Origin of the sequence: Actinomyces sp. HMSC065F12 (assembly GCF_001814535.1) — a bacterium.
GTDB classification, from domain to species: Bacteria; Actinomycetota; Actinomycetes; order Actinomycetales; family Actinomycetaceae; genus Pauljensenia; species Pauljensenia radingae_A.
Genome location: NZ_KV817033.1, coordinates 20,767 through 46,944, shown reverse-complemented (window position 1 = coordinate 46,944; position 26,178 = coordinate 20,767). Strand labels below are relative to the sequence as shown.

The 26,178-nt window shown below is 58.9% G+C and carries 21 protein-coding genes; 12 read left to right on the top strand and 9 right to left on the bottom strand.

The genetic code is table 11. The features are described 5' to 3' along the window. Nucleotides 1-6: 6 nt before the first annotated feature. The 3 genes from lepA to HMPREF2975_RS09975 form a co-directional block, all read right to left on the bottom strand. The gene (gene lepA / locus HMPREF2975_RS09985; protein ID WP_227469368.1) at nt 7-1,869 is read right to left on the bottom strand and encodes a translation elongation factor 4; all 1,863 of its coding nucleotides are present in this window, start codon (nt 1,867-1,869) and stop codon (nt 7-9) included. Nucleotides 1,870-2,006: 137 nt separating this feature from the next. Next, nucleotides 2,007-2,990, bottom strand: a complete 984-nt coding sequence (locus HMPREF2975_RS09980; RefSeq protein WP_070727494.1) for a tetratricopeptide repeat protein — start codon at nt 2,988-2,990, stop codon at nt 2,007-2,009. Nucleotides 2,991-3,184: 194 nt separating this feature from the next. Further along, complete coding sequence (locus HMPREF2975_RS09975) at nt 3,185-3,832, bottom strand: TM2 domain-containing protein (protein ID WP_070727491.1); 648 nt, start codon at nt 3,830-3,832, stop codon at nt 3,185-3,187. Nucleotides 3,833-4,010: 178 nt separating this feature from the next. Here HMPREF2975_RS09975 and HMPREF2975_RS09970 point away from each other — a divergent pair, with 178 nt between their 5' ends. From HMPREF2975_RS09970 to HMPREF2975_RS09955, 4 genes are all read left to right on the top strand, one after another. Beyond that, the gene (locus HMPREF2975_RS09970; RefSeq protein WP_070727488.1) at nt 4,011-4,643 is read left to right on the top strand and encodes a hypothetical protein; all 633 of its coding nucleotides are present in this window, start codon (nt 4,011-4,013) and stop codon (nt 4,641-4,643) included. 9 nt (nt 4,644-4,652) lie between these two features. After that, entirely contained in the window at nt 4,653-5,246 is a 594-nt protein-coding gene (locus HMPREF2975_RS09965) for a type II toxin-antitoxin system PemK/MazF family toxin (protein WP_070727485.1), read from the top strand. A gap of 333 nt (nt 5,247-5,579) precedes the next feature. Continuing rightward, entirely contained in the window at nt 5,580-5,858 is a 279-nt protein-coding gene (gene rpsT / locus HMPREF2975_RS09960) for a 30S ribosomal protein S20 (RefSeq protein WP_058236375.1), read from the top strand. Nucleotides 5,859-6,071: 213 nt separating this feature from the next. After that, nucleotides 6,072-6,902 (top strand): aldo/keto reductase, encoded by an 831-nt coding sequence (locus tag HMPREF2975_RS09955; RefSeq protein ID WP_058236374.1) that lies wholly within the window; start codon nt 6,072-6,074, stop codon nt 6,900-6,902. Between the two features lie 17 nt (nt 6,903-6,919). Here HMPREF2975_RS09955 and holA read toward each other — a convergent pair whose 3' ends face one another. Further along, entirely contained in the window at nt 6,920-7,903 is a 984-nt protein-coding gene (gene holA, locus HMPREF2975_RS09950; protein WP_070727482.1) for a DNA polymerase III subunit delta, read from the bottom strand. A 55-nt stretch (nt 7,904-7,958) separates the two neighbouring features. Continuing rightward, on the bottom strand, nt 7,959-9,509 hold the full coding sequence (locus HMPREF2975_RS09945; protein ID WP_070727479.1) for a ComEC/Rec2 family competence protein: 1,551 nt from the start codon (nt 9,507-9,509) through the stop codon (nt 7,959-7,961). A 334-nt stretch (nt 9,510-9,843) separates the two neighbouring features. Here HMPREF2975_RS09945 and HMPREF2975_RS09940 point away from each other — a divergent pair, with 334 nt between their 5' ends. Next, the gene (locus HMPREF2975_RS09940) at nt 9,844-10,605 is read left to right on the top strand and encodes a DUF4853 domain-containing protein (protein WP_141757407.1); all 762 of its coding nucleotides are present in this window, start codon (nt 9,844-9,846) and stop codon (nt 10,603-10,605) included. Nucleotides 10,606-10,635: 30 nt separating this feature from the next. On the opposite strand, the gene HMPREF2975_RS09935 is transcribed toward HMPREF2975_RS09940, so the two are convergent. Then, on the bottom strand, nt 10,636-11,406 hold the full coding sequence (locus HMPREF2975_RS09935) for a ComEA family DNA-binding protein (protein ID WP_070727582.1): 771 nt from the start codon (nt 11,404-11,406) through the stop codon (nt 10,636-10,638). Between the two features lie 193 nt (nt 11,407-11,599). Between HMPREF2975_RS09935 and HMPREF2975_RS09930 the strand changes: the two genes are divergently transcribed. From HMPREF2975_RS09930 to HMPREF2975_RS09900, 7 genes are all read left to right on the top strand, one after another. Continuing rightward, entirely contained in the window at nt 11,600-11,974 is a 375-nt protein-coding gene (locus HMPREF2975_RS09930; RefSeq protein WP_070727473.1) for a hypothetical protein, read from the top strand. 9 nt (nt 11,975-11,983) lie between these two features. Further along, on the top strand, nt 11,984-13,624 hold the full coding sequence (locus HMPREF2975_RS09925) for an alpha/beta hydrolase (RefSeq protein ID WP_070727471.1): 1,641 nt from the start codon (nt 11,984-11,986) through the stop codon (nt 13,622-13,624). A gap of 108 nt (nt 13,625-13,732) precedes the next feature. Next, a complete protein-coding gene (locus tag HMPREF2975_RS09920; RefSeq protein ID WP_070727467.1) occupies nt 13,733-14,236 on the top strand; it encodes a DUF4853 domain-containing protein in 504 nt (167 codons plus the stop codon). A gap of 35 nt (nt 14,237-14,271) precedes the next feature. Continuing rightward, nucleotides 14,272-16,263, top strand: a complete 1,992-nt coding sequence (locus tag HMPREF2975_RS09915) for a helicase HerA-like domain-containing protein (protein ID WP_070727462.1) — start codon at nt 14,272-14,274, stop codon at nt 16,261-16,263. Nucleotides 16,264-16,356: 93 nt separating this feature from the next. Next, on the top strand, nt 16,357-17,184 hold the full coding sequence (gene proC / locus HMPREF2975_RS09910; RefSeq protein WP_070727460.1) for a pyrroline-5-carboxylate reductase: 828 nt from the start codon (nt 16,357-16,359) through the stop codon (nt 17,182-17,184). 94 nt (nt 17,185-17,278) lie between these two features. After that, complete coding sequence (valS, locus tag HMPREF2975_RS09905) at nt 17,279-20,023, top strand: valine--tRNA ligase (protein WP_070727457.1); 2,745 nt, start codon at nt 17,279-17,281, stop codon at nt 20,021-20,023. 2 nt (nt 20,024-20,025) lie between these two features. Further along, a complete protein-coding gene (locus HMPREF2975_RS09900) occupies nt 20,026-22,050 on the top strand; it encodes an AMP-dependent synthetase/ligase (RefSeq protein ID WP_083314526.1) in 2,025 nt (674 codons plus the stop codon). Between the two features lie 552 nt (nt 22,051-22,602). On the opposite strand, the gene HMPREF2975_RS09895 is transcribed toward HMPREF2975_RS09900, so the two are convergent. The 3 genes from HMPREF2975_RS09895 to HMPREF2975_RS09885 are packed head-to-tail and all read right to left on the bottom strand — an operon-like array spanning nt 22,603 to nt 26,111. Next, on the bottom strand, nt 22,603-24,633 hold the full coding sequence (locus tag HMPREF2975_RS09895) for a TRAP transporter permease (protein WP_083314525.1): 2,031 nt from the start codon (nt 24,631-24,633) through the stop codon (nt 22,603-22,605). 4 nt (nt 24,634-24,637) lie between these two features. Beyond that, the gene (locus HMPREF2975_RS09890; protein WP_070727454.1) at nt 24,638-25,096 is read right to left on the bottom strand and encodes a DUF1850 domain-containing protein; all 459 of its coding nucleotides are present in this window, start codon (nt 25,094-25,096) and stop codon (nt 24,638-24,640) included. Between the two features lie 13 nt (nt 25,097-25,109). Then, on the bottom strand, nt 25,110-26,111 hold the full coding sequence (locus HMPREF2975_RS09885) for a TAXI family TRAP transporter solute-binding subunit (RefSeq protein ID WP_070727449.1): 1,002 nt from the start codon (nt 26,109-26,111) through the stop codon (nt 25,110-25,112). Nucleotides 26,112-26,178 lie beyond the last annotated feature (67 nt).

The following is a 26,178-nucleotide window of genomic DNA, read 5'->3' as shown; positions in this document are numbered from 1 at the left end:
GGCCGGTCACTGCTTCTTTCCTGTGGGCACATCTGACGTCAAAGCCGCAATGAATGCCTCCTGCGGCACGTCGACACGCCCGATGGACTTCATGCGCTTCTTACCGGCTTTTTGCTTCTCCAGCAGCTTGCGCTTACGGGTGATGTCACCGCCGTAGCACTTGGCCAGCATGTCCTTGCGCAGGGCTCGGATCGTTTCACGCGCGATGATGCGCGCACCGATAGCAGCCTGCACGGGGATTTCAAATTGCTGGCGTGGAATGAGTTCCTTGAGGCGCTTCGTCATCTTCAGCCCATAGGCGTAGGCCGCATCTCGGTGGACGATGGCGCTGAACGCATCGACCTTTTCACCGTTGAGTAACACATCGACTTTGACGAGGTCAGCGCTTTGCTGCCCGGCATCGTGGTAGTCCAGCGAGGCGTACCCTCGGGTGCGGGACTTGAGCTGGTCGAAGAAGTCGAACACGATTTCAGCCAGTGGAAGCTTGTAGCGAATTTCGACGCGCTCAGGCGACAGGTACTCCATCCCTTCGAGGGTTCCGCGCCGCTCCTGACACAGCTCCATGACCGCGCCGATGAAGTCTGACGGGGTGAGCACGGTGGCGTCCACGATCGGCTCACGCACTTCTGCCACTTTACCGTCCGGGAAAGTCGAGGGGTTGTCGACACGAATGCGGGTACCATCTTCTGCGACCGCTTCGTAGACCACGTTGGGTGCGGTCGCGATCAACGACAGGTCGAATTCGCGTTCGAGGCGTTCACGCACAATTTCCAGGTGCAGCAGCCCGAGGAAGCCACAGCGGAAACCGAAGCCCAGCGCCGCTGAGCTTTCCGGTTCGAATGTCAGTGCTGCATCGTTGAGCTGGAGGCGTTCGAGTGCTTCACGCAGGTTAGGAAAGTCTGTTCCGTCCACCGGGTAGATGCCGGAGAACACCATCGGACGAGGATCCTGGTAACCCGATAGCGGCTGGTCGGCTCCGCGCACCGATTCGGTTACTGTGTCGCCGACTTTAGATTGGCGCACATCTTTCACGCCTGTGATCAGGTATCCAACTTCGCCAGCTCCAATTCCGTCGGTAGGCGTGGGGTCAGGTGAGATGACACCAATTTCGAGCAGTTCGTGGGTGGAGCCTGTGGCCATCATTTTCACTTTTGTACGCGAGGACAATGAGCCATCCACGACGCGCACATACGTCACGACACCGCGGTACACGTCGTACACGGAGTCAAAAATCATGGCTCGTGTGGGAGCATCCGGGTCGCCACTTGGCGGTGCCACCAGGTTCACGATCGCGTTGAGCAGTTCTTCGACACCTTCGCCTGTCTTGCCGGAAACGCGCAGAACTTCACTGGCGTCCACACCAATGAGCTGGGCAATTTCGTCGGCGTACTTATCGGGTTGGGCGCTGGGCAGGTCGATCTTGTTGAGTACAGGGATGATCGTCAGGTCGTTTTCCATTGCGAGGTACAGGTTCGCCAGGGTCTGCGCTTCAATACCCTGAGCTGCGTCGACCAGCAGAACTGCGCCTTCGCAGGCAGCGAGGGATCGGGAAACCTCGTACGAAAAATCGACGTGGCCAGGGGTGTCGATCATGTTAAGCGCGTAGCCGGTGCCGTCAACAACCCACGGCATGCGCACAGCCTGAGACTTGATGGTGATGCCGCGTTCGCGTTCGATGTCCATGCGGTCCAGGTACTGGTCGCGCATATCGCGCTGCTCGACGACGCCAGTCAGTTGCAGCATCCTGTCAGCCAGGGTGGATTTGCCGTGGTCGATGTGGGCGATAATGCAGAAGTTTCGAATCCGATTCTGCGGGGTATGCGCCGGAAGAATCGACTGGCGTACTGCATCAGTCAAACTAGCAGACAAGGAACAACCTCCGAACATCACGATGTATACCCCCTATCGTCCCATTGAAGACGGGTCACGCGCCAACTGTCGCCTTGACCAGTTGCGCACATCCCGGGTCAGGGACCACCGCCGCACGTCGCGCCGCTTCCGCTCGCCTACCGTTGCCGAATGCCCTCCTGCGTGTCGACAGCTTCCTGGCAGGAGCCCTGAATGTGCATGTAGATCTGCACATCCTCTTCAGTGAATCCGGCGGGCAGATTCTCCAGCAGTTCGGTGCACCAGTGCTGCGCGGCCGAATAATCGTCCTCATCGAGGGCGAGGGCGACCTGTAAGATCCGCTGCCGGGCTGTCATGTCAGCGCGCTCACCCAGGAACCGCCGGCAATCTTGTGTCAGGACAGACCATAATTGTCGCGCCTTTTCCACGTCTCCTGAGGCAAACAGGCATGCTGCAAGGGAATCGCGAATACTCAGCGTCAATTCGCTGCCTTGCCCCCACACCGGTATCACGTCTTTTACGAGCTCTTCGTAGAGTGCAATCGCTGCATCCCACTGTTCGTCGAGGGCGAGCACTTCGGCAAGATTGTCACGAATCGTCAGGAGCATCGGGTCATCAGGATCCAATTCGGCACCCATGTCATCAGCAAGTTGTCGGTATATCAGGGCAGCTCCCGCGTAATCTCGGCGTTTTTTATACGGCATTGCGGAGTTTGTGCGCGCGGCCCATGCCAGTGAATCGGTGTGCCCCAGGGTACGGCAGATATCCTTGATGAGCGGTTCGAACTGCGGCTGTGCAGCCTCGTCGTATCCGCTCATGCACATCCAGTACAGCTCCGAGTGACGGACAAGCAGGGACAGTGGGTGGCACGCTCCCAGATCGCGGCGCGCCAGGGTGACCGCTTTGGAAGCTGATCTGCGCGCGTAATCGGCCTGTCCGAGGTGCCCATGCCAATCGACGACCTGTTTCATGATGATGACTTGCGTCGCAGTATCGACGTTATTGCACGTGATCACCTGTTTGGCGACGTGAATTGCTTCTTCAAGGTTGCCTCCGTCTGCCAGCTGCCGCATACGTTCCAAGGCGCGCCCTTCAGTGGCGATATCACCAGCGCCGCTTTTCATATTGACAGGGGCTGGCATCCCCCCGGCACTGCTTCGATGCTGCGAGCCTGTCGTAGATTGTCCCACACCATTACCTCATTTCATGTCAGTTCCTTTCGGTTCACCCATACTGACATGAGTTCATGGCACACACATGTATGGCCGAGTACATCTGTGGATAAACGAAGACTCCTTCTATCCCTGTGGATAAAAGGAGCCTTCCAGAGAAGTCCTCAAGCCTGCATCGGCACCCCGTGCCCATCATAGGCGTAAGATCCCGATCCGATGAAGTACATGATCGATTCGATAAACGCCCAGATCGCGACACCGGTGAGCGTGAAGAACCCGATGATGATGAAGCACAGCGGGAACGACACGAGCGTCACCAAGAGCTGAATAATGCCCAGCGTCGTCCTACCGGCATAGAAGTTATGGACACCGAGCGTGCCGAAGAACAAGCCCAGGATTCCTGCGACGATTCGCGACTTCGGTGCCGAATAGGTTGGATTCGCCTGATATCCGGCGGGATTCTGGTAGGCGCCCTGAGACTGGTAGCCTCCCTGGTTGCCATACCCGCCCTGGTTTGGGTACGGGGTTGCGCCGTGCGCCTCGTACACACCCTGGTTGGAATAGCCGCCATAGGACTGGCCCTGGTAAGAGGACCCATCGGGAGCGCCATTGGCAGCACCGTTGGGAGCGCCGTTGGCCGATCCATAAGGGGAACTGCCGTACGACCCGTAATATTGCGACGAGTTATATCCGGACTGTTCCAATGCGGATCCAGTTGATGCTGAGTTGCCGTACTCCTGGCTGGAATCAGACGATGAAGGAACATCCTGTTCCGGCCACCGGCTGGCACCATACGTGTGATCGTTGTCCACTGAGAATTCCTAACGTGTCACGTACCGACCTGAAAGTATTTTCAGACACTAACAGTACTGCAGATGCCCACAATTGTGCAGGTGGTACATGAACTAGCCTCGCATTCTGTCCGTGATGCCACGCACACCGGCCACTTTTGGGTGACAATGATGACGAAGCGTACTGAAGGAAGGTTCCATGACGTCTGAAGCAACCCCACTGCCGCCGCGCACACATACACCCATCCCGGCCACCACTCAGCGGGTTTCCCGGTGGATTGCACGCGTGACAGGTTTTATCGGCCTGCTCGTTCTAATCACAGCCGCAACGACAGCAGCCATCTGCGCATTGCTCGGCATTTTCGTGGTGCGCCAGCGCGACGGTTTCGGCTCATGGCTCCCCCTGATTATTGCGGTGGTCACATTGCTTGTCACCGGTGTCTTCTGGTACGAACGACGCCTGTGGGTCAAGGCCATTCGGGAAGACTCCCGAGCACATCGCCATTCGAGTGGAGGCAACTCAATCACCGTCCACAATGCTTCCCCCTCATCGCCTCAGGAGTCGGCACTTTCTCCCTCGACAATTCTTGACCGCGAAGAAGTGCGCTGGCTCAACGCACGTAAGGAATATGACCTGCGGCGCAAGACCACTCTTCCTCGTGTCGAGGCAGCTCAACGTGCCGCAACGGAATACCTGGGCGGGGTGGAAAATGCGCCCTGGCTCGAACGCGATTTGCGCACCAGCGTGATTGCCTTCTTCGCCATGACGGCGGGTGGTGCGATCTGTGCAGTCACCTGCCTTGTTTCCATCATCGTTCTAGCTTCTCATTAGGATTTCCTCATGCCATCGTGGTCCCGACTCGCACGCAACATTGCCCGCAAAGCGCTGTTCACTGTGGTGTCTCAGATGCGCACCTCCGGCTCGCAGGCGCCCACGCAGACACGCAAATCGCGGCGCAACTCCATGCCTTCTGACGGTTCCCAGCCGCGCCCCCTCGGCGCGCATTCCATTCGCGAGGTTGACTTGTCCGAGGGTCTTGCGCATACCTCCTACGATCCTGATCCGGATGGGGATGCGGATCCGGGTGAAGTGGTGTGGACGTGGGTTCCCTATGAGGAGGATGCCTCCCGCGGAAAAGATCGCCCGGTCGTGGTCATTGGCCGCTCGACAAAGTCAGGCACCCACGGCGTGTATGTTGCGCAGCTGACCTCGAAGGACCACGATCGAGATGCCCGCTGGGAAGCCTCGCAGGGCCGTCACTGGATGGACGTCGGTACCGGCAAGTGGGATTCACGAGGGCGCCCATCCGAGGTTCGACTCGATCGGGTTTTATGGGTAGCTCATGATGAAGTGCGTCGAGAAGGCGCAACACTGAAACGTCAGATCTTCGAACGCGTCATCAACGGCATGCGCACCGTCGACTCGAACAGGTAAGGACTGCCGCCAACTCCCACCGCTGAAGATTCTCGTTGAGTCGCGCGACTGCTCGCTATCGTCAAGGTGCGCCTCTGAGAGGGCCACCGCCGGCTCACTTGTTCTGGAGCCGGCGCCCGAACCGGCCGAAGGTGAGCGTATTCACCCCGTTTTTTCGTTCAGCTACTGGCACGGACGCGCTTGATGCTGGTAATGTTAACGGTCGGGCTCCCGGCTTGGTCGAGCAGGGGGTCTGGTTGTTTACCGTTTGCGGGATGTCCCCTCGTCCCAGTCCCGGTAGCGACAGAACCCTCACCGACCTGGACGTTCATGAAGTAAGGAGATTTCCGGACAGTGGCGAATATTAAGTCTCAGATCAAACGCAACCGCACCAACGAGAAGCGTCGTCTGCGTAACCAGTCAGTGAAGTCTGAGCTGAAGACCTTGGTACGTAAGGCTCGCGAACTCATTGAAGAAGGCGACGAGGACGCTGCAGAAAAAGCAGTGCAGGTTGCTTCCCGCAAGCTTGACAAGGCTGCTTCTAAGGGCGTGATTCACCGTAATCAGGCCAGCCAGCGTAAGTCGAAGCTGTCGCACCGTCTGAACAAGATGACGGCTGAAAAAGCAGAGTGATTCTGCGCCCCGAGCGGGCACACACTTTCACAGGGAGCAGGCATGGCGCCTGCTCCCTCGCTTTTTGGTTCGGCCACGCCATCCTCCTTCGTCCGCTTCGCGCGCCATCACGCATTCGCCGGCATTTTCTGCTCGCGTTATCGCAGGTGTTCCGCGTTCGACCGTCCTCGTTCTCGTTCTGCACGCGAGTGTGGTCAATGGCACACTGGAGTCATGAGCGATATTCCTGTGATGAAACTGAATGACGGCTACGAGATCCCTCAGCTGGGCTTTGGGGTATTCCTCGTTGAAGAAGATGAGGCACAGCGGGTAGTGATGGACGCCCTCGAAACTGGCTATCGCCACATCGACACGGCGAAGATCTACGGGAACGAGGAAGGCGTCGGACGCGCGATCGCTGAATCGGGAATTGCCCGTAAAGACCTGTACATCACCACGAAGCTGTGGAACGATGACCAGCCGAAAGCACGCCAGGCACTTGAGCAGTCCCTGGAACGCCTGGGACTTGACTACGTTGACCTTTACCTCATTCACTGGCCGTGCGCCCGGCAGGATGCGTACCTCGATGCATGGCATGAAATGGAAAAGTGCCGAGAGGAAGGGCTGATTCGCTCGATCGGTGTGTGTAATTTCCTGCCGAAACACCTGGAGCGTTTGCTCGGTGAGTCCGAGACTGTTCCGGTTGTGAACCAGATTGAGTTGCATCCGACCTACCAGCAAAGCTCGGTGACGCAGTATTCACGCTCGCACGATATTGCGATTGAAGCCTGGGGACCGCTGGGACAGGGCAAGTACGACCTGTTCGGTGAGAAGCCGATCAAGGAGGCTGCTGAAGCTCATGGAAAGACTCCTGCTCAGGTGGTATTGCGGTGGCATTTGCAGATGAAGAACATCATTTTCCCGAAGTCAGTACATGTTGAGCGCATGCGCGAGAACATGGAGATCTTTGATTTCACGCTGACCAGTGACGAAATGAGCGCGATCACCGCGCTGGAGCGAGGCAACCGTGTCTCGTCTCACCCCGACGAAGTCGAAGTGGACTAGAAGCGGCTCCTAGGCTCTTAGGCGCGGGCCGACCCGCGCAGTCGACAGATCGTGAGGACACATTTTTCGACTGCGCGTTCAGGGTCACGTGACAGGCCTTTGGCCTCTTCGTCTGCGAGCGCGATGGCTTCAATGGCACCGGCCAAAGCCGTGTCAGTCCACCCTTGCACGTCCCGCCGTGCACGGTTGAACTGCCACTGATTCATCGACACAGACTGCAGAGCGCCACGCGGAGCGGTTGCGTACGCCATCGACCGAAACTTCGATGCCAGTGCGCCGACGATCATCAGCGGCGCGACACCTGTTGCCAGAGCGTGGCGTAGCAGTGTGAGCGCCTGAGCTGTCCGACCTGCGAGTGCAGCGTCAGCAACGTCAAAGCCGGAGGCTTCCACTCGGCCTGAATGGTAACGGTGGACGGCTTGCGTCGTGATCGTCCCTTCGACGTCACTCATGAGTTGGGACAGTGCGCTCACCATTTCCGCCAGGTCAGATCCCAGAGCGCCGACGAGCATGTGCGCAGCTTCAGCTTCGATGCGTCGGTGCAGGCGGCGCGCCTCGGACATGACGAGGTCGATTTTTTCGTTGTCGTATTTGAGCGGATCTGCCGCGATCGTGGGCACATGTGCTTTCTTGAGCGCATCGAGCACTTTCTTGCCACGGTTACCGCCGTTGTGTCGGACAATCATCCACACGTCGTCTGCCGGGTTGTCAATGTAGGCCAGCAGATCCACCATCAGTTCGTCATTGGTGACTTCAAAATTAGGGATCACGATCAGGCGGGGTTCACCGAACAGGGACGGTGAGGTGACAACATCGAGTTGTCCAGCCGGATACGTGGCGGCCGAAATCTCCACGCGTTCAACTGAAGCGTCGCGTTCAGTGGCCTGGCGTCGAAGCTCACTGACGGCACGGTCTGCCAGGAAGGCTTCGGATCCTTTAACCAGCACAAGAGGTGCCAGTTCGATCGGGTCACTTGAGCGTGACTGGGATCGACGCGCCATCTGCCATCCTCCTCCGCTTCCTCACCGTGTCGTTTTTTAGATTCAGGGTATGCCACTAGTGTGACATGCGTCGACGGCATCTGCGTACCACTGTGGACACACTCAGCATTCCGATTGCTGCGCTGGCCAGGACGATAGTTCCCTCGATCCCCTGTGGCCATGACACGTTCGCCATCGGCCATGACGACACCCATGTAGCGACCCACGCGATCCATCCCGTGAATGTTTGTGCAACGTGCGCCATCAGGGTTGCTGCAGCGGGCCACCACGGCGCACACACCGCTGTCATCAGGGCGCAGACGCACGCTGGCGCGATGACAGGGCTGACCAAAACGTTCGCAATCACACCCCACACTGGTAGAAGCGGCGACATCAGTACGAGGACAGGCGCCACCAGGATTTGAGCGGCAAGTGGAACACAGCACGCCTGCAGCAGGCGTCTGACACAGCGCGCATACCAGGCATCGCTGCGCACCGCGTGCTTGACAGCTTCGTTCCACTGTTGAGCAGGGCCGACAACGCCCCACGTGGCAAGGACGGACAGCGCAAACCCCACTGCCCGGGCAGAAAACGGGTCAATCAGCAAAACCAGTACGACCACGGTGGACAGCGCTGCCTGCGCTCCCCCAGGCCGTTTGAGCAACAAGCCTGCGACTCCGACGCTCGCGGTCAACACCGCGCGTATGACCGAGGGCTGCGGTCCGACAACTGCCACAAGAAGACTCATCGCCGCAAGGGTCGCGCCAGCGCGGATCAATCCTCGCCCTGGCACTGCGCTGACGATCAGTGACAACATGATCGCGATGTGAGTTCCGGACACGGCCGTGAGATGCGTCAGCGACGACGTCTTCATTGCGTCCGAAAGCTCCTCGTTCATGGCGCGATCATCACCAATGGCGACGCCGGGAACCAGCGCCTGGCCTTGCACAGTGAGCGTCGAGCACACCTGACGCATCGATGATCTGACATGACGGACAATCGAGACCCATCCGCCCGGGCGTTCAGTCAGCTCAATGTTCTCAGCCTCCATCGCGCCCACAAACGGCGGGTCGGAGCGAAACTGCGAGTCAATACTGCCGCGCACGAGTACGCGATCATCGCGCACATACTCTCCAATCCCTGCACCCATCAACATGACATTCACGTTCGAGGGCTGCCATTGACCGTGAGACACTTCAACCTGTTCGACGCGCGCGTCTGCGTAGAAGCGTGTCCGGTTCCACCGGCTTGCCATCGCAGCTGGGTCATCGATCAGGCGCACGCGGAGCGTCACGTAGGTGCGTCCAGAGTCGATGAGGCGCACGGTCGGATCCCGCGCATGAGCATCGCAGGCACTGCCGGCAACTATTGCAGCCGCACCCGATGCGATAAGTATTGCCGCCCATCCCAACCGTAACGATCCGACAGGAGTGCGCATCCGGCGAGGGCGAGGCCTCCCTCGTTCATTGTGCCGATCACGAACCCGCCACGCGGCCAGTGTTGCTGCGAGTGCCACAAGGACACCGGTCACTACCACCGCATCCTTCAGGTGGATCGAGATGCGCAGACAGATGAGCAGGGTGATCCAGATGCTGGCGGCAACCGGCGTGACACGCATATCACGCATGCGCGGATAAATCCTCGGTGAACTCATCGGATGGCCTTCAGTGACGGTGGCGCCCCGGGAAACGGCTGACCGGCATGGCAACGGCGAGTGCGAGCCGATGATTCAATCAAGAAAAAGTGCTGCATGAGGACGAGGGTATGCATTCGTCTCACCGCATACCACCGTGTGTCCTTCGCCTGTGGGTGAGCGCTGCACACGTGTGGTGGCTGTGGACGGCGGTGGTTTTCCACACGACAAAACCCCGGTCGGATTAAGTTGTCGTTCGATTTACAGGGGCGACGCAGCGCGCTTACAGTAGGACTCATCTAACCGCGCTCATGACAAGGACACCCGTTTGAACCCACCATACGTTGCTCCTGATGCTCACGACGCTGCGATACGGACACCTCCGGGACCATCTCCAGAACTCTTGCACCTGCGCGCATCAACGAGGATCGTCCGCGCACTGAGTGCAGCACGCTTACAGCGCGCTCACACCAAGTCCCGCACTGATGCGCTGAGAACGCGGGTGCGATCGTTCCTGATGTTGCCACTTGTCACACTCATGGTTGCGTTTGCGCTGACGTCGTGTCATTCCTCGCAGCCGACGACGGATAATCAATTCTGGGATGGATCCTTATCCCTCGAGCAGCGCGCCACAATCGAGGATGTTCAGCGCACCATCCTGCCCGCATTCCAGGAAATCCTCGCCAACCTGTCCGCAGCTGGAGCCGGACAATTTTCAGAGCTCGAGGGCCCTTCGCTGACGGGTCGTGCGACTGATCGTAACACGGGCAAGATCTCGGCTTTTGAAGTTGCAACTGCCATTGCCGCTGGCCACGCAATTCCGCCTGAAGAGGCTCGCCGGATCACAGGCGACATTGTGACCCCGCTCGGAATGACCCAATTCAGTGACCTCACACCCGATGATGACGACACCGGCGAGGTCTCGTACAACTGGTTTGATCCGGATAACGGTGGATTCGTCGAACTGACGATTCTACCCGATAGTTCCATGACTGTTTATTACATTTCAGGCATGCGCCCGACGGATGGTTCGACAACTCAAGCCGAACAGTGGACTGACGGAGCCCAGTCCGATGCGAGTGCCCAGTAGCAGGCGTTTCTGTCGGTGGCAACGCCGCTCTTACACACACGCACCTGTCGAAATCTTCTGAAGCATTGCCGGTCCAATGCCTGAGACATCATCGAGCTGTTCGACTGAATCGAAGCGACCAACTGTCTGGCGATAGTCAATGATGCGTTGCGCAATGGCTGGTCCCACGCCGTCGAGATTTTCGAGTTCGGCAGATTCAGCGGTGTTGATGTTGATACAGGATGGTGCCGTGTTGCCTGCCGGGTTGCCATCAGAGTCATTGCGTGACGGAGTGCCTGTCTGAGCACCGGGTGGAGGGCTTTCACCTGGTTTGGTCACGGCTATGTGTTCACCATCGACCAGCACGCGCGCCATGTTGAGCGATTCAAGGTCGGCATCAGCAAGTGGACCGCCCGCAGCATCGACCGCATCGATGACTCGTGAGCCGTCGGGAAGCTCCACGACTTGCGGCTGCCCGACCTGCCCTGTCACGTAGACGGTGACGCTGGCAGTGTCAGATGGGGTGAGTAGATCGCCCTCGTCAACGCCCGTAACAGCCGAGGAGGACTGAGCGGACTGAGCAGCCGGTGCTTCGTTTGGCGATGATTCGTCGAGGCTATGGGCGGTATCTGGAGCTGAACGAAAGCGCCATACTGAGATTGCGCTGACAAGGACAATGACGAGGACCAGGACAATGACTGCCGGCGCCGATGGCAGAATACGGATGCGCTGCTCGGGTGTTTCGTCGCCGCGTTCAGACGCTGCCTGGGCGTACACAGCGTGTGTCAGCTTTTTGAGACGACGGCGTTGAAGGAGGTCCATGTGGGCACTGTATGGATACTGCGGACTGTCTCGGAACAGCGGCAGTGCGAGTGTGGATAACTCCAGCGCGCAGTGCCTCATGTGGATAACTGGGCACTGTCCACATCACAAGCGATTTATTCCAACCTCTTTACTCGAGGGCATGCATCTCTTACCATGAAAACGCCCGCTGACAAGGAGACAGAGGACTACCGTGACAGATTTACATGTCGTGCCAGGAGATTTCGGCAAGCTCTCCAATTCAACTGCATCTATCGCTGACGATCTTTGCTCCGTCACAGTGGCGGACGCACTTTCAGGACTTTCATCAGCAATGCCCGGCGCATCGTCACCTTCAGCCGCGGCGGAGGCCGGCGCGAATATCGAGGAACGCTCAAAAGCTACCGCCAATTTGCTGTCTCGGTTCAGCGATGCTGCTATGAGTACTCAAAACAGCTTCAACGCCACAGAAAACAGCATTACTAACGGATTTTCAGGCAACACTGTAAAGCCGCCAGCGTACTCAGAACCTGCTAGAGCCACTGATGGCGGCACAGGTGGGGACACCGCTGTTCACACAGTGAAGTAGGAGGTCGCAATGCCCTCGTGGAGCGATATTCAATATTGGAATGACAGCCCGGTCATTGAAGCGGCGAACAACCTGACTGATTCCTACCATAAGTTCCGAGCTCAGGCGGATGAAGCAGCCGCAGCACGAAACGAGATCCAGTCTGTTGGTGAGGCTGCAGACTCAGCGCGCGATCAATTAGGCACGATCATTGAACATCTGAGCCGCGTCATTAATGACACTGCCGAGCTCATGATGGCAACGGCAGATGCTGCTGATGGCGTCAATGAAGTCATGACTCTCGTTCATGAATGCATCACTCAGGCACAGATCGATGGTGTGGCGATCCATGCAAATGGATCGGCATCTCATCCCCCGCCACCGTCCACTCTCCCCCCAGACGTTTACGCCATTGAGGCGGCGCGGAACGAAGCGGAATGTCAGGCTACGATTGCAAACATCAACCGTGCAGTTCAGCGAGCAACAGAAGTGGACAGCGAGTATGCACATCGCACTCGCGCCGTGGCAGAAGGCTCTTATCGAAATTCGGAGAGTAGCAGCTCTACGAGTCCGGGTTTATCAGATTTGCCTGACCCTGCCACCTGGTCACCAGCAGAAATCGCAACGTGGTGGAATGCTCTATCTGAAGATGAACAAGATGCCCTCATCAAAAATCATCCAGACCTCATCGGAGGGCTGGACGGCCTGCCTGGATCCGCACGCGATGAAGCCAATAAGATTCGTCTTCCTGCCATGCTCTCTGAAGCTGAGCAAGCCGAGAAGGAAGCTCGCAAGAAATACCTTGATGCTCAAGAACGCTTGGGGCCATCGGGTTTTGCATCACTCGAATATAGTGAATGGCAGCGAGCTCAAGAGAAACTGGAAGATCTTCGCGCTGTCGAGTCCACACTTAATTCCGACCCGGAATTGTCCTTACTCGTTTTAGATGATTCTGGAGAACGATTGAAAGCCGCTGTCGCTCATGGAGATATTGACAGCGCTAAGCACGTTGCGACTTTCGTTCCCGGTATGAACACTACAGTTCACGATAGTCTCGACTCGTACACGGCCAAGACAGACGTCATGCAGAGCAAGGCTTTGAAGAACAATAATGGCGATGTCGCAACTATTGCATGGCTCGGCTACGATGCTCCGGACTTGTCAGATGTTGCCTCCACATCTAAAGCACACGCAGGTGCCGACAGGCTCAATTCTTTCGTTGAAGGAATCCAGGCCTCGCGTGAGGCAGGCGAATATGGTGACCCGCATCAGACTGTTCTCGGCCATTCGTATGGCTCGACTACTTCCGGTATGGCAGTGAAGGACACGAGGACAGGAGTAGTTGACGATCTCGTGATGTTTGGCTCCCCTGGATCGGGTGTGCAGGACATCCGTGAATATAACCTGCCCGCTGATTCAGGAGGAGATCCGGGACCGCATGCGCACGTCTCGCACGCCCAATACCGAGATCGAGTGCAAGGGATAGGACCGGACTTTTCCTTCGGCAAGAACCCGAACAAGCTTGACGGCATCGAGCATCTCGCAGATTCCACTGCTAAGCCTGATACCTTCTGGGAATGGGTCGACCCGTTTTCGCAGCACAGTTCTTACTTTGAAGAAGGGTCTGCGACAATGAATGACTTCGGCCGTGTAATCGCGGGAGTGAAGTAGATGGTGTTCGCAGCACGTACAAGACTGCACGCTCCGAGCATTCCCTTTCTATCCGTACTGATAATTGCAGCGTTGACAGCAGCGTCGTGTACCACAAAGGAGCAAACAGTGACTAACGAGTTCTGGGATGGCAGCGCCCCCTTTGAGAAGCGCCAGACAATTGAAAGCGTTCAAACGGAAGTTCTCCCCGCCTTTAAGCAGCTTCTCGACGAACTCTCCGAATCCGGAGCTGGGTCTTTCTCTGAGCTCAAGGGGCCTTCTTTGGACGGACGAACGACAGAGAAAGAAACCGGAGCCATCGTTGGCTTTGAGGTCAGCACTGCAGTCCTGGCCGGCAACGCAATTCCTGCTGACAGCGCGCGTGAAATCGGCGACCGTGTCCTCCCCCCAGCAGGTCTGAGCCACTTCACCGATATCACGCCTCAAGATGCCAAATCGGACACCACATTTAACTGGCACGATGAAGAAAACGGTGGATTCGTCGAACTGACGATTCTTCCCAAAGGCGATCTGACGATCTACTACGTCTCCGGAAATCGCCCCTCTGACGGCTCAACAACACAAGCCGGACAATGGATCGACGGTGCTCAGTCAATTGCGGGCGCCAACTAACCCTGATCCTTGCGGTGAGCTTTTAGACTCGAGATATGAGTGAAAACAACGCCGACTTGGAAGCTCAACTCGCACAGGCTCGCGCTCAGGCGGCCGAAGCTGAAGCACGCGCCGCCCGAGCAGAAGCCGAGGCCGCCGCAGCCCGCCTCGCCGCACTGGAAGCGCAGGGCGGATCAGTGCAGGCGCCCGCAGACCCAGCCCAAAACCCCGCCGAGAACGCACAGGACGACAACCCGCCTTCTGACAAGCCCCACGACGTGCAACCGCACGCTGACGAATCTGAGCAGGAGCAAGAATCCGCCGACAAGGACTCAGCAGCAGACGCGCCCCAGCAGGCACCAGAAGGCACGACGGACAATGCGCCCGATAAGCCTCAAGAAGACACGACGCCTCCTGCCTCTTCACCTTTGGCTGACACTATCAGCGCCGCCTACGCATTCGCGGACACCACATCGGCTCCAACCATCACGGTCGGTACGCTGCTAGACGGCGACACTCACCTACCCCAGGCGACCGCCACAATACCGCTGTCCATCCTCAACCGTCACCTACTCGTAGCCGGCGCCACCGGCTCTGGCAAGACTCGCACCCTCCAGCTCCTGGCAGAAGGACTGTCAACAGCGGGAACCCCGGTCGCCCTCGTCGATGTCAAAGGCGATCTGACCGGCCTTGCCGAAAAGGGTACTGCCAACGACAAGCTTGCTGCGCGCACGACCGCCAACGGGCAGGACTGGCAACCGGCTTCCTTCCCCACACAGTTGCTCACACCGGCAGGCTCCAACGCCCCTGTTCCCGGCGCGATGGTGCGCACACGCGTCAGCGATTTCGGGCCGCTGCTTCTGGCCCGCGCTCTCCAGCTCAACACCACGCAGGAGCAGGCACTTCAACTGATTTTCTCGTGGGCCGACACGAACGGTCTGGAACTTGTTGACCTCGGTGACCTGCAATCAGTCATCACATTCCTCACTTCCCCTGAAGGCAAAGAGGAGCTCAGCGGGATCGGCGGCGTGTCCAAAGCGACCGCCGGTGTCATCTTGCGCACGCTGACCGCCCTTGCTTCCCAGGGGGGTGACCAGTTCTTCGGGGAACCCGCATTCGACACGGCTGACCTGATGAAGGCCGACAGTGACGGGCGCGGGATTATCTCCCTGCTGGAAGTAGGCGACATGTCCCGCCAGCCGGCCCTGATCTCCGCGCTGATCATGTGGCTGCTCGCTGACTTGTTCTCCAGCCTCGACGAGGTCGGTGACCTGGACAAGCCACGCCTGACATTCGTCTTTGACGAAGCACACCTGCTGTTCACCGATGCGACCAAGGAGTTCGTGCGTCAGGTGGTCCACACCGTGCGCCTGATCCGTTCCAAGGGCGTCAGCATCGTCTTCGTCACCCAGTCCCCCACGGACATCCCCTCTGACGTGCTCGCACAGCTCGGTTCGCGCATCCAGCATGCGCTGCGTGCCATCACACCGGACGATCAGCGCCGCCTCAAGGATGCCGTCAAGACTTTCCCCACCACTGATCTGGACTTGGCGGAGATCCTGACCACGCTCGGCACAGGTGAAGCGGTGGTGACGGTACTCGACCCGAAAGGCCGCCCCACACCGCCCGCACCGTTCAGCATCTGGGCTCCCGCATCGGTCATGGGAGAGGCGTCCGACGCGACGATCTCTACGTTGTTGTCGGCCTCAGATCTGGTCGCCCGCTACGCCACGCCTGTTGACCCGCGCTCTGCCACCGAAGAGCTGGCTGAGCGCACCCAGAAAGCGATCGACCAGCGGGCCGCAGAAGAAAAGCAGGCCGAGCTGGAAAAGGAACAGGAGAAGGCTCGCAAGAAGGCCGAACGAGAGGCGGAAAAGGAGCGAGCCCGCTGGGAGAAGGAAGCCCAACGTGAGCAGCAACGCGCTCAGAAAGCCCGCGAGCGCCGCCAACGATCCATGGAATCGGCACTGGCCAACGTGATCAAGTCCGCCGGCACTCAGATTGGGCGCGAAATCACCCGCAGTATTTTCGGCACGCGCCGCAAGTAACGTCACGCCGGTCATGCCGCCCACTTTGAGTCGCCCTCGTCCGCTGGCAATAATTGACGAGGGCGACGCGCGCACGCGAAGAAGGAGAAGATCATGCGTATAGGTTTCGTTGGATCAGGATCAATGGCAGGAGCAATTGCTCGCGGAGCGGCTCACAGTGAGGCCATCGACTCCCTGATGTTTTCAGATACCGGCTCCGGCAGGGCAGGCGCACTGGCCGATGAGCTGGGCGGACAGTCTGCGACCAATGAGCGTATCGCCGCCGAATGCGACATCGTCGTCCTGGCCGTCAAACCCTACGCGATTCGTGAAGTGTGCATCGCGCTGGCTCCAACAATCGCCGAACGCGGCGGGGTATGCGTGGCGTCCCTGGCTGCCGGCACGCCGATCGATACGCTCAGTGCAGCGCTGGGTGATGTTCCGATTGTGCGCGTCATGCCGAATGTGAATGCGCAGATCGGCCAGTCCATGAGTGCACTGTGTGCCAACAAGGCTGCCTCGACTACCGCCGCCTCCTTCACCACACATGGCACCTACCTTGACGCCGTTCGCGCACTGATGAACGCGGTGGGCACCACCCTCGTCATTGACGAAGACAAGTTCGCAGTATTCAGCGCACTGGCAGGATGCTCACCGGCTTGGGTGTTTCAGATCATTGAGGCGCTCGCGCGCGCCGGTGTGAAATACGGCCTGTCGAAGAGTCAGGCGACCACCATTGCAGCCCAGGCGGTTGCCGGGTCTGCCAGTCTGGTCCTTGACCGAGCCGAAGACGGCATCGTGCCTGCTCAGCTGATCGATCAGGTCTGCTCGCCCGGTGGCACCACCATTGCAGGACTGCTCGCAAGTGAAGAAGCAGGCCTGTCGAATGCACTGGTCGCCGCTGTCGATGCGGCAGTCCAGCGCGACGGTGAGTTGAGGTAGACACCACTGGATGCTGGACGTCTTTGGTGGCAAGCGCCTTAACCTCGTAGGCTAAGGGCAGAGTTATACGCGTATCGGATGGAGTCAGACTCATATGACCACACAGCAACCCCTGTCATCGCGACCGCACCTGGGTCAGGTGCTCGACAAAGTGACAGCAGATGGATTAGAGGACAAGTGGGGCGGCCGTTGGGAAGACGCCGGAACGTACTCATTTGATCGCACGGCCACGCGTGAACAGGTCTATTCGATCGACACTCCTCCGCCCACCGTTTCCGGATCCCTGCACGTGGGGCATGTCTTTTCCTACACGCACACTGACGTGGTTGCCCGCTACCAGCGCATGATGGGCAAGGAAGTGTTCTACCCAATGGGGTGGGATGACAACGGCCTGCCAACTGAACGCCGCGTTCAGAATTATTTCGGCGTGCGCGTCGACACGTCACTGCCCTACGACCCCGACTTCCAGCCCCCGCACACCGGTGGCGGAAAATCCATTAAGGCTCGCGACCAGCAGCCGACCAGTCGCCAGAACTTCGTGGAGCTGTGCGAACGCCTGTCCATCGATGACGAGAAGCAGTTCGAAGCGCTGTGGCGTCGCCTCGGCCTGTCGGTCGACTGGAAGCAGCATTACCAAACCATCGGCGCACATGCCCGCAAGGTTGCCCAGGCAGCGTTCCTGCGTAACCTGGCGCGCGGCGAGGCCTACCAGCAGGAGGCGCCCGGCCTGTGGGACATCACGTTCCAGACTGCCGTGGCCCAGGCTGAGCTCGAATCACGCGAATACCCCGGTTTCTACCACCGCCTCGCATTCCACATCACTGACGAGGGGGCCGCACGCCAAGCCGCTGAGCAGGGTGCACCGGTTGAAAACGGTCGCGATGTCTACATTGAGACCACGCGACCCGAACTGCTGGCAGCCTGTGTTGCCCTGATCGCTCACCCTGACGATGAGCGTTTCAAGCCGTTGTTCGGCACCACGGTTACCTCGCCCGTCTTCGGTGTGGAAGTGCCTGTCCTTGCCCACCCGGAAGCGGAGATGGATAAGGGCGCGGGCATCGCGATGTGTTGTACGTTCGGTGACACCACTGACATTGACTGGTGGCGCGACCTTGATCTGCCGTTGCGAGCTATTTTGCGCAAAGATGGCCGCATCGCAACCGACGTGCCCGAATGGATCACGGATCCCGCCGGCCGCCAGGCGTATGAGGCGATGGCCGGAAAGACCACGTTCTCAGCGCGTCAGGAAGTGGTTGACCGCCTGCGTGAGTCCGGTGAAATGAGTGGTGAACCCACTCCGACGCAGCGTCAGACAAACTTCTTTGAGCGCGGCGAAAAGCCTCTGGAAATCGTCACGTCCCGCCAGTGGTACATCCGCAACGGTGGGCGCCCATGGACGCATGAACCAACGGGTAAGGACTTCAATGAGGAGCTCATTGAGCGCGGGCACGCATTGGACTTCCACCCCGAATTCATGCGGGTGCGCTATGAGAACTGGGTGGGTGGCCTCAACAATGACTGGCTCATCTCCCGTCAGCGCTTCTTCGGCGTGCCGTTCCCGCTGTGGTACAGGATCGACGAGGATGGCACAACGCTGTACGACCAGCTGATCATTCCTGATGAAGCTGACCTGCCGATCGATCCGTCCAGCGACACGCCGCACGGATACACGGAGGATCAGCGTGACCAGCCCGGTGGCTTCGCAGCCGAGCTGGACATTATGGACACGTGGGCGACCTCGTCCCTGTCCCCACAGATTGCAGCCGGCTGGCTGGAAGACGAGGACCTGTTCACCCGTGTTTACCCGATGGACCTTCGCCCGCAGGGGCAGGACATCATCCGCACGTGGCTCTTCTCCACGGTGGTGCGTGCCGCACTCGAATTTGGCGAACTGCCCTGGCAGCACACGGCTTTATCCGGCTGGATCGTCGATAAAGACCACAAGAAGATGTCGAAGTCGAAGGGCAACGTCGTCACGCCGATGGGCCTGCTCGAAAAGTACGGGTCGGATGCGGTTCGCTACTGGGCGGCTTCCGCCCGTCTGGGTGTGGACTCAGCTTTCGACGAGTCGCAGATGAAGATCGGTCGCCGCCTGGCTATCAAGGTTCTCAACGCCTCGAAATTCGCGCTGACGATGGGCGACGATTCCGGTGAGGTGGATCTTGATGCCTCGCATGTGACGCAGCCACTTGACCAGTCTGTTCTGGCACACCTGCGTTCCGTCATCGACACTGCCAGCAGCGCATTTGCAGCCTACGACCATGCGCGTGCCCTCGAGGTCACTGAATCATTCTTCTGGACGTTCTGCGATGACTACGTGGAATTGGTCAAGGAGCGTGCCTACAACCACGACGGCGCCTGGTCGGACGAGGAAGCTCAGTCGGCACGCGCGACGTTGGCCCTGGTCATCAACGCTGCTGTGCGTCTGCTCGCGCCCTTCCTGCCCTACGTCACGGAAGAGGTGTGGTCGTGGTATCAGGAAGGTTCCATTCATCGCGCGTCCTGGCCTACCCTCGATGAGCTGTCCGGCCCCGAGGGTGACCCGACTGTTCTGGATGCTGCGTCGGCAGCGCTGATCGTCATGCGCCGCGTCAAGTCGGAAGCCAAGGTTTCTCCGCGTACGCCGTTCCTGGCTGTGACGGTGCAGGCTCCTGCCGACATGATTCCTGCCCTCGAAATGGTGGAATCCGATCTGCGCTCTGCTACGAAGGTGACGGGTACGCTGACTCTTGAAGAATCCGCGTCAACACCCGACAGCGGCGATGATTCGCATGAGACCCACAGTGTCAAGGTTGCTGACGTGACCCTGGGTGAGCCTCCGGCCAAAAGAAAGAAGTAGTCATGGCGCACAGCTCCAGCGAGCCCGATTCGAATGCCGATGAACAGGTAGTCGTCGAGCCGGCAGGACAGGAGTCTCCCTCGTCAATTGGTGTGGAAGAGGCAACGTCTGCTTTCACATCGTCTCAGCTCCGCCTGCCGTCAGGAGACTCGATTGACGCGGGCGAGAGCGAGGACGAGAGCGAACCTGTCTCAACCGATGCACTCGAGTGGCGGGCGCCTGTCCTGGTCCGGATCGACGAGCACACCACGATTCCCTACCTGCTGCAGCGCAGGGTGCAACGCTCACCGCGCAGGCCGATTATTGAGCGCAAGCTCTCGATGGGGGACACGTGGCGTCCGATGAGTGCCGCGCACTTCTACGAGGATGTGCAGCGCACATCTGCCGGCCTGATTGCAATGGGGCTCGAACTCGGTGATCGGGTCGCCGTCATGTCGCATACGCGCTACGAGTGGACGCTGTTGGATTTTGCCTGCTGGTGTGCAGGACTGGTGCCCGTTCCGATTTACGAGACGTCGTCGATCGAGCAGATCGCCTTTATCCTCAGAGACACGCAGGCGCGCGTGGCGATCACTGAGACCATCACGATGGCGGAACTGGTGCGTGCCGCGGCCAGCTCGCAATCTCAGGATGTCACCGTGCTGTCGCTGGATTCCGAGGCGATCCAAACCATCCAGGATGGTGGCGCTCAGGTTCGGCGCACAGTGCTGACTGGTCGCATGGCGCAGCTCACCACCGATTCGATTGCCACGATCGTGTACACGTCGGGCACGACGGGACGGCCCAAAGGCACGGTGCTCACGCACGGCAACTTCACTGAGCTGGCGGTGAACTCGCACCGTTGGATGCCGGAGATCGCGGCGGGTGACGATTCACGCCTCTTATTGTTCTTGCCGTTGGCACACGTGTTTGCGCGTTTCCTGCAGGTCTTCCAGATTTCAGGTGGAGGTGTGCTGGGGCACAGCCCTGACACGAAGAACCTGCTGCCGGATCTCGCTTCGTTCAGGCCGTCCTACCTGCTGGTTGTGCCGCGAGTGCTGGAGAAGATCTATAACTCGGCGGACGCTCAGGCGGGCTCGGGCCCTCAGCGCAAAGTATTCCGTTGGGCTGCACATGTGGCGGTGGAATACTCGCGCGCGTTGGATACTCCTGAAGGCCCCTCGCGTTCGCTGCGTTCCCAGCGCATGGTGGCTGACAAGCTGGTGTATCAAAAGCTCCTGAAGCTTGTGGGCGGCAATGCCAGCTACATTGTATCCGGCGGCGCTCCCCTGTCCACGCATCTCGCTCACTTCTATCGCGGTATCGGACTGCCTGTGTTGGAAGGCTACGGCCTGACTGAGACGGTTGGGCCGGTGTCGGTCAATACACCGCGTCTGACCAAGATTGGCACGGTCGGACCGCCGCTTCCGCCGCTGTCGATCAAGATCTCTGATCAGGGAGAAGTCCTCATCAAGGGGTGTTCGGTTTTCCAGGGCTACCACAATATGCCCGACGAGACAGCTCAGGCGTTGACTGAGGACGGTTGGTTCCGCACCGGTGATCTGGGGTCGCTGGATCGTGATGGGTATGTGCGCATCACAGGTCGAGCCAAGGAGCTGATCGTGACGGCAGGCGGCAAGAATGTTTCACCTGCCACGCTGGAAGATCCACTTCGTTCTCATCCGCTGATCAGTCAGGTTGTGGTCGTAGGTGACAAGCGTCCGTTCGTCGCTGCTCTCATCACGTTGGATGAGGAGATGTTGCCGGTGTGGTTGAAAAATCACGGCCTGCCAGCGATGTCCGTTGCTGAAGCCTCGACCAATGTGGAGGTACAGGCGTCGTTGGAGCGAGCAGTTGAACGTGCGAACGCACATGTGTCGCGTGCCGAGTCGATTCGAGCGATCCGCGTGCTGACCTCTGACTTCACGGAAGCTAACGGCATGCTGACGCCCTCGCTCAAGGTCAAGCGTGCGGTTGTGACCAAGCGCTTCGAGGCTGTCATCAACGACATCTACGGCGGACCGCTTGAAGAGGACCAGGATAAGTAGCGTTCGTGTGCTTCTTGCCCGCGCTCTCGTGCAGGGCGCGGGCAAGAAGCCAACCGTTTGCGATGTTCGCGCAGTCGCACGTCAACGGGTCAAGGTCCTAGTCAACCGGTCAAGGTCAACGCACCGCCGCGCGTCAACCCGTCAAGGTAAGAGGGCCGCTCACTTCGCACAGCCGACCGTTGAACATCGACTTTTCCGCACTACATCAACGTTCTCATATCGTGAGATGTTGAATCCTACGCCTCATACCTTGACTGGTTGACGATTCAGCCCTTCAATTACCTTGACCCGTTGATCAGCAGATCATCCAAGCCGCTTTCGGCTGCACGCAGCCGCGGAATATCACGGCCACAGCCAGATCACGATGCTCAGCCGCCCCCAATTCACGCTGCTGATGGGTTGACCTCTGTCACGTACTCACCCACGCCACGCGACCACCCAATTCACGCAGCTGATGGGTTGGCCAGCCGCCCCACTACCACAGCACGCCCGATGAGGGGCCGGCCGTCTGCATCATGATCGACCGCCACGGCGCGATCGGCCAAACCGCCGCTAAATGGCTTTGAGTGAGAGGTTATCGTTCTTCTTGGCCTTCATCATCATGAACGCCAGTGCACACGCACCTGCCGCGATGCCGATCAGGTCGGTGATCGGCTCAGGCGACATCATGGATAGGCCTGCGCCCAGGAACACTGCTCTCATGAGCAACGGTACCTTTTCCATAAAGAAGCCTTCGACGGCGATCGCCAGCAGGAGCACGCCTGCAACAGCCGTGGCAGTTACCTTCATACCCTCCAGCCAGTTCACGTCCTGGAGCAACAGAACCGGGTTGAACACAAAGATGAACGGAATGACGTATCCGGCCAGGGCGAGTTTCATCGACTGGAAGCCCGTGCGCATCGGGTCAGCCCCCGACAGGCCGGCAGCGGCGAAGGAGGCCAGGGCGACAGGCGGCGTGATGTTGGCGAACAAGCCGAAGTAGAACACGAACATGTGTGCAACCAGCGGAGGCACGCCCAGCTGACCAAGCGCAGGTGCAGCCATCGTTGCGGTGATGATGTAGGTCGGAATCGACGGCAGGCCCATGCCCAGAATGATCGAGGCCACCATCGTCAGCACCAGTGACAGCAAGATTGATCCTGCGCCGAATGCTACGATTGCATTCGCCAGTTTGACACCGAACCCCGTCATCGTCACAACACCGACGATGATGCCAACGGCCGCGCAGGCCACAGCCACGGAGATTGCTGTTTTGGCACCATTTGCCAGCGCTTCGATGATGTCTTTGACTGACATGCGCGTAGCCGGGCGAAGCTCTGCGACCACTATGGTCACCAGAATCGTCAGCAGCGCAGAGAACAAGATGGTGCGTCCTGAGAAGAACAGCATGTAGATCAGGAAGAGCAGCGGGATGACCAGGTGACCGCGTTCTTTCATGACGTCTCGCACCAGAGGCAACGAGTCACGAGAAATACCCTTCAGGCCTTCCTTCGTTGCCCTCAAATGCACCTGCGCGATGATGCCCAGGTAGTACAGCAAGGCGGGGATCAACGCGGCAATCGCGATTTCACTGTATGGCATGCCCAAGGTCTCAGCCATGATGAATGCTGCAGCGCCCATAATCGGCGGCAGGATCTGGCCGCCAACAGATGACGAGGCTTCCACCGCGCCCGCAAACGTCGACTTATAGCCCACGCGTTTCATCAGCGGAATCGTGAAAGCACCGGTTGTTACCACGTTCGCCACGGCGGCACCGTTGATCGACCCAAGGAAGCCGGAGGCAATGACCGACACCTTCGCGGGGCCACCACGGGATTGACCGGCAATAGCCAGCGCGATGTCATTGAAGAACTCACCCATGCCTGACTTCTGCAGGACCGCTCCGAACAGGATGAACAGGAAGATGTAGGTAGCGGACACAGAAATTGCCGTGCCGTAGATTCCTTCGGTCGTCAAATACAGGAAGTTGAACGTGTCGGAAGGATAATACCCGCGGTGACGGAAGATTCCGGGGAACAATCGCCCGTACAGCGCGTATATCACGAACGCGATCGCCAGCAGCGGCATGGCCCAGCCGGTGAGCCGGCGCGCCGCTTCAATGACCAAAACAACCAGAATCATCGCAAAGACAAGGTCTGCAGTCGAGGGCTCACCGAACCGACGCACAATCCCGTCGTAGTTGGTTATCACGTAAACGGCCGTCGACAGCGCAGCCAGGGCCAGGATGATGTCATAAAACGGGACTCGCGAGCGCACGCCCTTTCGGATCGGCGGATACAGCAGGAATGTCAAGAACAAGATGACGCCGACGTGGATCGATCGGTGGATCAGCACCGGCGGCGCACCGAAGTAGGCGGTCCACATGTGATACAGGGACAGGGCGACTGCGACGGCTGTGATGAGAATGGCCATCGGTTTCCACTCGACCTGGCGAACGCGCGATTCCCGGTCAAATTCTTCAAGCACGTCTTCGGCGTGTACATCAATGTCGTGCGTGTCGACACTGACACGTTCGTCGTCACGTTTCGACCGGGTCGGGTGCGTCTGTGAGGGGTGAGCCTGTGTGGTGTGTGAGTGAGACATGGTTCTACTCCTGAATTCGTAGTCGCACGAGGGCATGATGTGGCAGATCCGTCGGGGCGATGACATGAGTTCCGACGGTGAGCGTGGTGTGAGTATCGTGGCTATGCGCCCACGTCAGCTCCGGAATCGTCCGGTTGATTCCTTCGGTGTGGATGACACCGTCTTTGACGGTGGTCACGCCTCCAGGGTCGGCCGGCACCCCCGCTCCGTATGATTTGATGTCGATGGCGTCAAGCTGCAGGTGGTCGCCGTGGACGGTGTAGTACTCGACCCACGGTTCCTTCTCGATGGAATGGATCCATTTCATCGTGATCGGTTCGTCGTCAGTGGCGGCGAATCGGAAATATTCCTGACCGGTTTCCTGATCTTCAATGATTATCGAGGGTGCGGCATGGAGCGCGGCTGCATACGCACCGCACATTGCACCCGTCGCGACGAGGGCGATGCCGACGACGGCTGCCACGATCCGCGGGCTCTTATTCAGACTGTGCAGTGTCTTTGGATGCATCTTTGCTCACCGCCCCCTGTTCTGTGTAATAGCGCAGTGCTCCAGGGTGGATGGGGACTGCTGCGCCTTCATCGAAGCTGTCCAGCGTGATTCCCATTGCAGCCTTGTGAGACGCGTGCAGGGTGTCGAGGTTTTCAAACAGAGCTTTCGTCATTTTGTAGACCTGTTCCTCGTCCAGGTCCGGAGAGACGAGCAGCTGGTTCATAATCGACGCGGTGAGGACGTCCTCTGCCTGCGAGTATGTTCCGCCAGGGATCGCGCTCTGGTCGAAGAAGGGATACTTCTCCTTGAGCCTGGCGAATCCTTCACCCTCGATGGGGACGATGACGACGTCTTCGGTTGTCGCAAGGTCCATGATTGAGGAGTTTGGCAGGCCGGAGGTAACGAACGCTGCGTCAGTCTGGCCGTTCTTGATCTGGTCGATGGCGCCCGAGTATGACAGGAAGTCTTCCTGGATGTCGTCATACGTCATGCCGTATGCATCCAGAATCATCTGCGCGTTCAGTTCCACACCGGAGTTCTTATCTCCCACGCCGACGCGTTTGCCGCGCAGGTCCTCCACCGATCGGATCCCGGTCCTGGCGGTGGTCACGATCTGGACGTAGTTGGGGTACAACGCTGTTAGTGCGGTGAGCTCACTGAGCTGGCGGCGTCCTTCGAATGGGCCGGTTCCCTCGACAGCTTGTCGTGTTGCATCGCCCATGACGAAGGCCAGTTCGGCGCGCCCTGAGGTGATGAGCGAGATGTTTTCCACGGATGCGCCCGTTGCCTGTACGGATGCGTCCGATCCTAGTTCGTTGCGGAAAATCTGAGCCATAGAGGCGCCGATCTGGTAGTACGGTCCAGACGTGCCGCCGGCGGCGATAGTGATGAATTCGACGGATCCGCGTTCGTGCGAAGGACCTGGTGCTATGCAGGCAGTCAGTACCAACGCCGCGGCGGCCATTATGGCTCCAAATCGTTTTCTCATGACGTCCCCTTCCGGGCTTGCTGATGTGTCCGATGAGGTGGCTGTGTGACGGTTGGATTCGCCTGCG